General features: G+C 53.3%; 9 protein-coding genes. 1 reads left to right on the forward strand and 8 read right to left on the reverse strand.

The annotated features are described in order from the left end of the window. Positions 1-39: 39 nt before the first annotated feature. Both add and AC3G2T_RS22205 read right to left on the reverse strand, forming a co-directional pair. Positions 40-1,089 carry an adenosine deaminase gene (add, locus tag AC3G2T_RS22200; protein WP_474686533.1) on the reverse strand — a complete coding sequence of 350 codons (1,050 nt, stop codon included), beginning with the start codon at positions 1,087-1,089 and terminating at the stop codon, positions 40-42. 699 nt (positions 1,090-1,788) lie between these two features. After that, positions 1,789-2,574 (reverse strand): DNA alkylation repair protein, encoded by a 786-nt coding sequence (locus AC3G2T_RS22205; protein ID WP_488436940.1) that lies wholly within the window; start codon positions 2,572-2,574, stop codon positions 1,789-1,791. A 124-nt stretch (positions 2,575-2,698) separates the two neighbouring features. On the opposite strand from AC3G2T_RS22205, the gene AC3G2T_RS22210 reads away from it, so the two are divergent. Continuing rightward, positions 2,699-3,496 carry a Cof-type HAD-IIB family hydrolase gene (locus tag AC3G2T_RS22210; protein ID WP_474686529.1) on the forward strand — a complete coding sequence of 266 codons (798 nt, stop codon included), beginning with the start codon at positions 2,699-2,701 and terminating at the stop codon, positions 3,494-3,496. An 87-nt stretch (positions 3,497-3,583) separates the two neighbouring features. On the opposite strand, the gene mglC is transcribed toward AC3G2T_RS22210, so the two are convergent. From mglC to AC3G2T_RS22240, 6 genes are all read right to left on the reverse strand, one after another. After that, a complete protein-coding gene (gene mglC, locus AC3G2T_RS22215) occupies positions 3,584-4,615 on the reverse strand; it encodes a galactose/methyl galactoside ABC transporter permease MglC (protein WP_474686527.1) in 1,032 nt (343 codons plus the stop codon). A gap of 25 nt (positions 4,616-4,640) precedes the next feature. Next, complete coding sequence (locus AC3G2T_RS22220; protein WP_488437011.1) at positions 4,641-6,152, reverse strand: sugar ABC transporter ATP-binding protein; 1,512 nt, start codon at positions 6,150-6,152, stop codon at positions 4,641-4,643. 165 nt (positions 6,153-6,317) lie between these two features. Further along, positions 6,318-7,412, reverse strand: a complete 1,095-nt coding sequence (locus AC3G2T_RS22225; protein WP_488436941.1) for a galactose ABC transporter substrate-binding protein — start codon at positions 7,410-7,412, stop codon at positions 6,318-6,320. 105 nt (positions 7,413-7,517) lie between these two features. Next, positions 7,518-8,501, reverse strand: coding sequence for a substrate-binding domain-containing protein (locus AC3G2T_RS22230; RefSeq protein ID WP_488436942.1), 984 nt, complete (start codon positions 8,499-8,501; stop codon positions 7,518-7,520). A gap of 11 nt (positions 8,502-8,512) precedes the next feature. Continuing rightward, positions 8,513-10,264 (reverse strand): sensor histidine kinase, encoded by a 1,752-nt coding sequence (locus tag AC3G2T_RS22235; RefSeq protein WP_488437012.1) that lies wholly within the window; start codon positions 10,262-10,264, stop codon positions 8,513-8,515. A 36-nt stretch (positions 10,265-10,300) separates the two neighbouring features. After that, complete coding sequence (locus AC3G2T_RS22240; protein WP_488436943.1) at positions 10,301-11,956, reverse strand: response regulator transcription factor; 1,656 nt, start codon at positions 11,954-11,956, stop codon at positions 10,301-10,303. Between the last annotated feature and the right edge of the window lie 39 nt (positions 11,957-11,995).

The following is an 11,995-nucleotide window of genomic DNA, read 5'->3' on the forward strand; positions in this document are numbered from 1 at the left end:
CCTGCCCGCCGACCGGTGAGCAAGTTCACGTTCTTCTATTCATTTGACAAACACGCCCAATTCGTGCAATTCACCCTCAATTTCCCGCTTCAGCGCAAGTTTCTCGCCGTCTTCAAGAAATGCCGCTTCCACGCCGTTCATAATAATGACGCCCAACTCGGAGCCGGTAAATGCGAATTTTTCGGAAAGCACCCGGTATTCCTTCGTAATATCCGTCCCCGATACGCTCGGATTGTCGGTATTGACGGTCACCTTGATCCCCTTGTCAAAATACTCCCGGATCGGGTAAGCATCCCATCCCGTTACAGCCTTCGTCTGAATGTTGCTGATCGGGCACATTTCGAGTGGAACGCGGCGGTCCACGACCATGTCGAAAATCGAAGAGCTCTCCTTCAACCTGACCCCGTGGCCGATTCTGGCTGCGCCCAAATGCGTGACCGCTTCGTAAATGTTGCCCGCCCCGGCCGCTTCCCCGGCGTGTATCGTGATCGGAATTCCTTTTTTATGGGAAACCGCGAACACCTCGCGGAAAAATTCCGGCGGATACGACGCCTCGTCCCCTGCCAAATCGACGGCCGCTACCCCTTTTCCGATGTAAGGAACCGCGGCTTCTATCACTTCCAGGTTTTGCTCGCGCGCGTGATTTCTCATGCAAATGGCGATGCCCCGGGCCTTGATGCCGAACTGCTTCTCGCCGCGCTTCAAGCCTTGGGCTACATAATGGATCACCTCTTCGGCGGACATTCCGTTCTTCCGGTGAAGCTGCGGCGCAAACCGGACCTCCACATATTTGCAATTATGCTCGGAGCACTGCTCCACCACCTCGTAAGCAACCCGTTCCAACGCATCCGAAGACTGCAAAAAGCGCGTAGTAAAATCGAATTTGCTCAAATAATCCTTGAGACTCGAACAATCATCCCCGACACGCATATAAGGCAGGAGCCCTTCTGTGTCGTGCGCCGGCATCTCGATTCCTTCCTTCGCGGCAATGTCCAAAATCGTCTCCGGCTTTACACTTCCGTCCAGGTGCAAATGGAGATCAACTTTCGGCAAAAGAGCTACCAGATCCGTATTCGTTGTGCTAGCCATCCTTCGTCTCCTCCTTTAATTTTCAATAATCTTAATACAATGTCATGTTAATGTAAATATAAATAACAATAAAATCTCAAAAACGGAATTAATGTTATATTATATTACATAAATTTTCCTTTTGCTCATGTAGAAAGTGCGTTCCCAATTACATTGTTTCACCAAATGACTCCTTATAACTTCGCATCTTCACCAGATGCCCTCCTTGACCCGCAGCACTACCGCCCCCTCAAAGCCGACTTACGAGCATCGAAACATTTCTTGGTGAGAAACTCCCCCCTAAAGCTGACGTAAGAGTGTCGAAACAATTCTTGGCAAGACACTGCCGGCCGCGCGCACTACGTAGTGCGCAATACGTAGTAGGCAACGCGCAATGAACATTGCGCAGAAAAGCCTGCAAAAATACAGGCTTTTGCACGTCAAAAGCCTTGCTTCGGAAAATTCCTGCAAATCTGCAGTTTTTCCGCTGAAATTTAGGGCTTAGCCCCGTTCCGGGCAAAAATTCCTGCACAATCGCAGGTATTTCCTCCAAACGAGGCGTATCCATCGAAAAAGCCTGCACTTTTGCAGGCTTTGTCCGCCGGCATGCAAAAAAAGCCCGTCTCATCTCCTATCGAGACAAAACGGACTTGACTGCACAGCCGGAGCAATCCCCCACCCCCACCGGGCAAAACGGCCTTGACCACACAACCGGAACAATTACTCGTTCCTCCGGATGACCTTCAACGCCTCTCTGACGCTTAACGGAGAAAGCTCCGTCCGGTCCACAAAAGCTTGCACCGCCGCGGCGTCGGTTTTTGAATATTCGCGCAGCGCCCAGCCGATCGCCTTGCGGATGAAAAACTCCTGCGAATCCGCCAGCCTGCGGATGCATGCAAACAGCAGCCCGGTATCCGTGCGCTGCTTGTATTTCAACTGGAACAGGATCGCAGTTCGTTGCAGCCAGATGTTGCCGGAGTCAAGCCACTTGTCCACATAGGCGGGTATCAACTCCGGAAATCTTTGAAAATGGGCGCCGACCAAATGGTCCGCGATCATATCGACCGTATCCCACCAGGATCGGGTCACGATCAGCCGTTCCAGCATGTCAATATGCCTAGAGGGCGTTTCCTTGCGCACTTTGGCGAGCAGTTCCATCGCCGTGTAGACGAACTCTCTTTCCGGCAGCTCCCACAATTGCTCGGCGACCCGGACTCCCTCCGCTCCTACTGGAACCCCGTGCTCTTTCCAAAACTGCTTGACGAGCGCTGCCCGCTGCGGTTTCCTGATCCCGAGAAACGGGAACTGATTGCGCATATAAGCTGCCATTTCCAGCGCGTCCGCCGGATTGGCGTGCATCCGCAGCCAAGCTTCCAGCTTGTCGGTGTAGGTTTCTAACTCGTCCGTGTAGACTTCCAGCTTGTCCATGTATGTTTCCAACTTGTCTGTGTTAGCTTCTAGCCCGTCTGTATAGCCTTCCAACTTCTCCGCATAGCCGGGTGACATCGCGCGATCCCCTCCTTTTTCATGCTTATTGTATCAAAAAAATGATGCCAAACTGAGCAGATTCCGGTATGCTTATAGAAGATTTTCAAGATAGAGAATACGGATCGGAACGGAGAGAACAGTTATGAGCTATAAATTAATTGCTACAGACCTGGACGACACGCTGCTGCGGGATGATTTGACGATTTCCCCCGAGACCGTCGAAGCGATGCATCAAGCCGTCGCACAGGGCGTAACGGTAACGATCGCGACGGGAAGAAGCTTTCCTTCCGCGGCCAAAATCGCCAATCGCATCGGGCTCAACGTCCCCATTATTACGTACCAAGGCGCCCTGATCAAAAACCTGCTGGACGAGCAAGTGCTCTACGAACGGACGGTTCCCGTGGAAAGCGCCCGGTTTTTGCTCGATTTTTGCGAAAAACGTAACCTTCACCTTCAACTGTACCATGGCGACCAGCTTTATGCAGGAGAAGACAACGATAAAATTAAAAACTACGTCAAATTGTCCAAAACGCCTTACATCATCGGGGACTTGCGGCAGTGGATCGATATTCCCCAGCCCAAGCTGCTCATCGTCGACGAGCCCGAAGTATGCGATCGGCTGCGCGAAGAGCTCCTGCCGCTGATCGGCGATCAGGTGCATATCACAAAATCGAAGCCGAATTACCTGGAATTCATGCACAAGGAAGGCACCAAAGGCCATGCCATCGAATTCCTGGCGCAGCACATCGGCTGCGGGATGGATCAGGTCATCGCGCTCGGCGACGCCTGGAACGACCGGGAGATGCTGCAAGTCGCCGGCCTCGGCGTAGCGATGGACAATGCGCTGCCCGAGCTGAAAGCACTCGCGAACTATGTTACGCGGAGCAACAACGACGACGGAGTCAGACACGTGATCGAAAAATTTGTGCTCGCGCAATAATTAAAAAGACCGCTCCCGCGGGTTCGTTTCGGCAAGCCGAGACGCCCCGGGAGTCGGTCTTTTTTCATAGTGCCTGGAATCTCTCTGTCATTTGGCGTTCATATATTTCCGCATGTCGAACGCGACGGCCGCGACGATGATCAAGCCTTTGATAATGAGCTGCCAGTAAGGGCTGATGCCGATAAAAGTGAGGCCGTAGTTGATTACGCTGAAAATCAATACGCCTGCCAGCACGCCCGGGACCGTGCCGATGCCCCCGGAGGTGGATACGCCGCCGACTACGCAGGCCGCGATCGCGTCAAGCTCGTACATGTTGCCATAGTTGTTCGTCGCTCCGCCGGTTCTGGCTGCTTCAAGCACGCCTGCCAAACCGTACAAAGCGCCCGCGATGGCGTACAAATAAATGAGGTAGCGGCCTACGTTGATGCCCGAAACCTTCGCCGCGTGAATGTTGCCTCCGATGGCGTACATGTATTTGCCCAGCTTGGTTTTGTTGAACACAACCCAGACGATGATGGAAACGATAACGGCGATAATGACAATATACGGTATCGAATAGGGACCGCTGCTGCCTATAAAGCCCGTCCCCAGCTTGCTGAAGTCGGCCCGCAGACCGCCGATCGGCTGGGACTGGTTGGGCTCCATGTCGAAGTAAAGCGAGTTGGCCCCGTACACGGCGACCATCGTGCCGAGCGTTGCGATAAAAGGCGGCACGTTAAACTTGGCGACGATAATCCCGTTCAGCAGTCCGATGATCAAACCTACCGCAACGGCGATCAAAATCGGAACGATAAGCGGCAGCTCCGGCAAATTCGGGAAAAACTTCCGCGCATAATCCGGCATCTGCAGCATCGAGGCGGAAATGACCGCCGTTATCCCGACGATGCGCCCGGCGGATAGATCGGTTCCTCCGGTAATCAGGATGAAGGCGATGCCCAACGCAATAATGACGCGCGTCGACGATTGAAGCAGAATGTCCCGGAAAATATCCACGGACAAAAAGCGCGGGTCATAAATCGCAATCGCTGCGACAAGGACGGCGAGTACGATATAAATCACATATTTCGTAATGAATGCACTGACTTTTTTATTGGCTGACGTTTCGGTGATGGAACTCATGACAGCTCGGCCTCCTTCATTATGCCTATTGCTGTGCAGCAAGGCGCATGATCTCTTGTTCTGTTGCCTGTTTTCCGTCGACAATGCCGGTAAGGCGTCCTTCGCTCATGACCATGATTCGGTCTGACATCCCGAGCAGCTCGGGCATTTCAGAAGAGATCATGATAATGCTTTTCCCCTGTTTGGCGAGGTCCGCAATGATCGAATAAATTTCGAACTTCGCGCCTACGTCAATACCCCGGGTCGGCTCATCCAGCAGCAGCACGTCCGGCTCGGTGAGCAGCCATCTGGCCAGCAGCACCTTTTGCTGATTGCCCCCCGACAAATTTTTGATCAAAGCATACATATTCGGAGTTTTCACTCTGAGCATTTCAATGCTTTGCTTGACCTCTTCTCTTCGCTTCCTGTCGTCAATCAGTCCCAGTGGCGACATGTATCTGGAAAGGTTGGCAATGACCGTATTTTCGAGCACGGACAGCACCGGGAAAATGCCGGTTACGCGCCGCTCCTCGGTCAGCAGGGCGATTTTGTGCCTGATCGCGTCGATCGGCGATTTCAGTTTTACCGACTTGCCGTGGATGGAAATCGTCCCCGAGGCAACGGACCGGAGGCCGAACAACGCTTCGATTAGCTCCGTACGCTGGGAGCCGACAAGGCCGCCGACGCCGAGAATTTCACCTTTGCGCAGCTCGAAGGAAACGTCGCGGAACGACTTGGCAATCGGAGACGTCAGCCGGTCCACCTTCAACAATACGCCGTTCGGCACATTGCTGCGTTCCGGGAATCTCTCTTTGAGGTCGCGTCCGACCATCCGCGATATAATCAAATCGGTCGTCAGCTCGGAAGAGGGCCATGTGCCGATCTTCTTGCCGTCGCGCATAATCGTGACTTCATCTGAAATGGTCAATATTTCTTCCATTTTATGGGATATATATATGATCGAAACGCCGCGGCTCTTCAAATCGCGTATGATGCGGAAAAGCTGCTCCACTTCGTTTCCTGTCAATGATGAAGTTGGCTCATCCATAACGATAACTTTGGAGTGAAACGAAACCGCCTTTGCTATTTCCAAAGATTGAATCTTGGATACCGACAACGTGCCTACGATCGTTTCCGGATGAATATCCATTTGCAGCTGCTCGAACAAAGCTTCCGTATCTTTGCGCATCTTTTTGTGATCGATAAACCGAAAAGGTCCGATTCCTTTGTAAGGAAATCTGCCCAGCCAAATATTTTCCATAACATTGCGGTACGGTACCGGATGCAGCTCTTGGTGGATCATCGAGATTCCGTTTTGCAGCGCGTCCTTGGAATTGTGAATGCCGACGGTTTCCCCGTTCAGCTTGATCTCCCCGCCGTCCGGCGAATAGATCCCGAACAAGCACTTCATGAGTGTGGACTTGCCCGCTCCGTTCTCGCCCATCAAGGCATGCACGCTGCCCGGGCGAACCTGCAAAGTTACCCCGTCGAGCGCCTTCACGCCCGGAAATTCCTTGGAGATATTGTTCATTTCAAGCAAGTATTGATTCTCAGTCATGGCAATTCCCCCTACCATCTCCCAAATAGTCCCCACAAAGCGATGCCTCCTTTGAAAAGCCTGTTTCGGCTGCTTTGCAGGGAGCCCCAAATCAGGTTTTGCGGCAAAGCAAAAGCAAGGGCGCAACGTAAGCATACATTGCTCCCTTGCCCGCTAAGATGAAGCTTATTTCGCTTCGTTCATGTTGTCTTTCGTAATTTTTTTGTAAGGAATCCAGACGTATTTGCCGTCCGTAATGTCGTAACCCGTATTTTCCTTGCTTGGCGTTTGCCCGTTAGCGAGAACGGTGGCCACTTTGGTCGTTGCCGCGCCCTGGTTTTTGGCGTCGTTCAGCACGGTGCCGAGCAGCGTGCCGTCGCCGAGCGCCTGCAGAGCGGGAGCCGTCGCATCGACGCCGACGACCGGCATGGTTTTGCCGTCCTTGAAGTAGCCTTTGGCTTTCAAGGCTTCGATGGCGCCCAGAGCCATATCGTCGTTGTTGGCGATTACCGCTTCGATCTTGTCGCCGTTCGCCGCCAGGAATGCCGCCATTTTCTCAGTCGCTTTGACGCGGTCCCACATAGCTGTGTCTTCGGCGATTTTTTCTACGCCCATGCCTGCGTCCGTGATCGCCTGAACGGAGAACTTCGTGCGCAGTTCGGCATCCTGATGGCCCGGCTCGCCTTTGAGCATGACGTACTGGATTTTGCCGTCCTTGTTTTTATCCGCTTCCGGATGCGCTTTGAAGTAGTCGACCAGCAGTTGTCCTTCCATCGTTCCGGATTGCTCCGCTTTGGCGCCTACGTAGTACACTTTATCCCATTTTTTCATATCGTCGGCGAGCGGCTCGCGGTTCAGGAATACGACCGGAATGTTCGCCGTTTTCGCCTTGTCGATAATAACGCCTGCCGCCGTGCGGTCAACCGCGTTGATGGCAAGAGCGTTTACCTTTTTCGTGATAAAAAGATCCACTTTATCGTTTTGCGTCGGTTGGGAGTTCTGGCTGTCCACGATTTCCACATTCGCCTTATCTTTGGCAGCGTCAGAGATCGCAGCGCGAACGCCCGACATGAACGTATCGTCAAATTTATAGATGGCCACGCCGATGTTAGGCTTTTTGCCGGTATCCGCTTTCGCCGGAGCCGCCGATGCTGTTGCCGCTGCGCCGCCGGACGCAGCCGGAGTTGTCGCTGCCGGAGACGGTGCCGCCGATTTGCCGCCGCAGCCTGCCGCGGTTACGGCCAGAGCGCCCGCTACCGCAAGGGTAATCATTTTTTTCAAGGTAAGAGCCTCCCTTAAACTATGTTTTTTATTTACATTCTCACTATACGGGATCGCTCCCCTGAAACAAATGCAATATCCTCACATTTTCTATCGAAATCCTCATCACTTTACGAAGGGAAACAGCAGCTTCTGATTGTCCGACCAGAACATATTGTCCAGATCGATCGCCTTGAGCGCGGTCGGCACATGGCTCGGGACTTTCATGCCCGAGGCTGCTTCAGCGGCGTTTTTCACACCCAAATATCCGATGCTGAACGGGTTTTGAACGATCGTCGCTTGAATGACGCCCTCCTGCAGCAGCTCCAAATCCTCCGATGTGCTGTCGAACGCAATTATTTTCACCTTGCCCTGCAGGCCAAGCTTCTGAATTTCGTCAGCCACTCCGATGGACGAGCTTTCATTCAGCGCTACGATGCCGTCGATACGGCTGTTCCGCTGGATAATGTCGCGGGTCTGGTTGGCAGCCAGCTCCCGGTTCGAAAGACTGTACACCTTCTCCAGCACCTTGATCTCCGGGTATTTGGATATTTCGTCCAGAAGGCCGCGCTCCCGCTGCTCGACATTTTGCTCGCCCTGCTTCAAGCTCACGATGGCGATTTGGCAGCTCGTTCCGGCGAGCTTGACGAGCTGCCGCCCGGCCATTTGCCCGGCCTCATAGTTGTCTGCGCCGATGAAGCTCTTGACGCGGCTGGAATCGACGCCGGAATCGATCGTCACGACCGGAATGCTCTGCCCCGCCGCACGGTCGACGACATCAACCAATCCCTTAAAATCGTTGGCCGCCAGTACGATCGCATCGGGCTTCGACTCGATCGACTGCTCCACCAGGGCAATCTGTCCGAGCACATCAGTCTCGTCCCCCGGAGCGCGGAAATCCAGCGTGACTTCAAACTCCTTGGCGGCCACCTCCGCCCCCATTTTGACCGTTTTCCAATAATCGCCTTCCTGGCTTCTCAACACAACCTCCAAATGCTTCTTATACTGGACGGGCGCAATGTCGATCTGCTTGTCGCAGGAAGCGGTGGAAGCTGCAGCCAGCATGAGTGCAAGCATCGCGAGGCGTCCGACTTTTAAAGTTTTATCCATAAAGGAGCCCCCTATTCATCTTCCAGCACCATCGGAATCCATATATTCACCGTCGTCCCCTCTTCCAGCTCGCTCTCCACCGTAATGCTGTAGTCCGGGCCAAAATAGAGTTTGATCCGCTCGTGCACATTGCGCAGGCCGACGCCGGAGCCTTGATCGCTTTTCGCATGCCCGCTCAAAATATGCTTGAGCTTCGCCTCGGGAATGCCGACTCCGTTATCGCGAATTCTGAACCAAACTTTACCGTCCTCCAGACGCACCGATATATCGATAAAACCCTCGTCCGCCATATACTCGATGCCGTGATAGAGCGCATTTTCCACAATCGGCTGCAAAATCAGCTTCAGCGTCTTGTAAGGCAGCGCCTCCTCCTGAACCTCGATGCTGTAGTCGAATTTGTCCTTGTAGCGCATCTTCTGGATGATCAAATAGTTGCGGACATGCTCGATTTCCTCCTGCACCGTAATGATCGCCTTCCCTTTGCTCAGGCTGATGCGAAAAAACTTGGAGAGCGACGTAATCGTCGTCACCACCTCCTCGTTCTTGCCGCTGCCGACCATCCGCACGACCGAGTTCAGCGTATTGTACAAAAAGTGCGGATTGATCTGCGACTGCAGCACATCCAACTCGTTCTTCCGCTTCGCCTCCTGCTCGCGGATGCTTTGGTCCATCAGCTCCCGGACCCGGCTGACCATCAGATTGAAGCGGCGCGACAGGTGCTCGACCTCGGCGGCGCCACGGACGTGAATATACGTGTCGAAATCGCCCTTCTCCACCATCTCCATCGATCTCCGGAGCCGTTTGATCGGCTGTGTAATGCGCGCGGACATGAAAGCGGAAATGAGCAGCACGAACACCATCACGATGAGCAGCAGCCAAATCATGAACGTGCTGATCTCCTTGCGCGTCGTGATGATTTCATCCAGATAGGATACCCCGATAATTTTCCAGCCGATATTGTTCACGGTCCTGACGACGTTAAGCCGCTTCTCCCCGTCCGCTTCGTCCATATATTTGCCGTAAGAAAATTTCAGCGCCTGCTCGACATTCTCGTATTTCAAACCGATATAAATCAACTGCTGCTGAGGATGATACACGATACTTCCCGCGGATTCGTCGATGATGTAAACGTAACCTTTTTTGCCCAGGCTTACCGTGCGGAACACGTCGTCGAGCGTCTTGAAGTTCACATCGACCAGCAGCACGGCGTCGGTCATTTGCCCGTTTCTGCTGATCTTCACCCCTTTGCTCATGGAAACCACCCATTTATACGGCCCTTTAAAAAGGTTCTGAATATGCGGCAGCGAAAAAGTCAAATGGTTCGGATTCTCCAAAGCCGACCTGAACCAGCCCTGCTCGGTCAGCCGCGTATTGCTGCGCATGTCCGTCCCGCGAATTCCGGTCACGAGCTGCCCGTCGGCCGCGAACAAATCGATGGAGACAATGTCCGCCCGCGTGCTCGCAATCGTATTCAGCGCGTCAAGCAGCTTGTCCGAAGGGATGCCCCGGCTTTGGGCGATTTTATCATCGACGACCTCGAACGTATCGGCCATGCCCTTAATGTAATTTTCCAGATTAAGCTGAACCTGCTCGATAATTTGCTGCGTGTTCAGAAAAGCGTTCTCCTCCGCAGTCTTCGAAAATTTGTTGTACAGCACCAAAGAAACGGTCAGCATCACCAGCACCGTCATACAAATAAAAGACAATGTAATCGTAAACTGGATGCTCCTGACCCTCATGGTGTCAAGCAGTACGGTATACATCGCCTTCAGGAAGAGCCCTATTCGTTTGATCAAAAATTAACCCCCTCTGGAACTGTTTCTATACTCTTTCGGGGAAACGCCCACATGCTTGCGGAAGCTGAAGCTGAAATAGTTCGCATCGGCATAGCCGACCTTCTCCGCGATTTCCAGCGCCTTCATATCGGTCGTCCGCAGCAGTTCCTTCGCGGCTTCCATGCGGATATGGTTCAAGTAATGGACAAAAGTCATCTTCGTTTCTTTCTTGAAAATGCTGCTGAAATAACCCGCGCTGATATGCAAATAGCCGCACACCTTTTGGATCGAAATATCCCCTTCGTGATAATGATTCTTCGTGTATTCCTTGGCTTTGTCCACGAGATGCCTGTAGGTGTACTGGCGGTCATTCGCGATATGGCTCATCATGCCGGAGCACAGCTCGACAAGCCAATGCTTGGCCTCTTCCAGCGAAGTGAATTTGTTGATTTCCGTAAACGGCACAAAATTTCCCCCGAACACCTCGTCGACGTCAAGGTTCGAATCTTTCGCCGCTTTCAAAATGCACGTCAAAATTTCCAGCAAATAGATCTGGTAATCTTTCACCGAAAATCCGGCCTCCACCCCGTGAAAAAGCTCGTCGATCGTCTCCTTGATCTCCCGGCTCGTCCCGACCTTGATGCAGCGGATCAGCGCATGTTCTTTGAGATCGTCAAAACGCACCTTCTCCACGTTCCGCGCCTCCACATCGTCGATGCAGATGATGCGGTTGGTGCCGAGAATAATTCTGTAATCGAGCGCCTGCACGGCATCCTTGTAAGAATAGCTCAATTGGGCGGCGTCGTTCATCACTGTGCCGACTCCGGACGTTACCGAGAACTTCAGGTACTTTTCCACGTTCTGGCGAATTTCATCCAGCACTTTCAAAGTTTGCTGCAGCGCGGCGGCGCGATCCGCCGTCCGGTGGACGGCCAGCACGGTCACCTGGTCGTTATGCATGAACACGAGGCCAAGCCCCCGCTTCGTGGCAATTTCTTCCGAGATGTTCAGCAGCGCAAAATATTTCAGCGCCTGGTCCTCGGAATATTGCAGCGATACCGATTTCGCAAGCTCGTCGCGGTCCACGGCATCGTCTTCGCCGATCGGCGCCCCGTCGATGCTGACGACGGCTGCGACGAAGCTGCCGCCCTCCAGGCTGACAGCGTAGGTGCTCGCCTTCTCGTAGATTTCGCCGCGCGGCAGCTTGCGGCTCATCAGCGAGGCCAGGAAGTTTTCCCTGAGCACCGGCATGCTTTTGCGGTAGTGCTCTTTGAGCAGCTGCACGTCCTCGCGGTGCGCCACCTCCTCCTGAATTTGCCCCTTCACCTTCAGCAGCGTGCCAACCAGCTCCTGCGCGGAAAAAGGCTTCAGCACATATTCGTCGATATGGAGCTTGACCGCCTTTTGAGCGTATTCAAACTCGTCGTGCCCGGTCAAAATAATGATTTTAATCGTCGGAAACCGCTCCCGGACAATCTCCGCAAACTGCAGCCCGTTCATAAAGGGCATCTGTATATCCGTCACAACGACGTCAGGCTGCAGCCGCTCGACCATTTCCAGCGCCTCGCGCCCGTTCTCCGCTTTGTCGACGACCTCAAAACCGATGGACGCCCAATCCACTTCCTGGACAACGCCCTCTCTGACATCCTCTTCATCGTCCGCCAAAATCAATTTGTACATGATCGTCGTCCTCCCAAAAGCTTTCGCGGGAAAGCCCGC

The organism is Paenibacillus sp. sgz302191 (assembly GCF_057749925.1).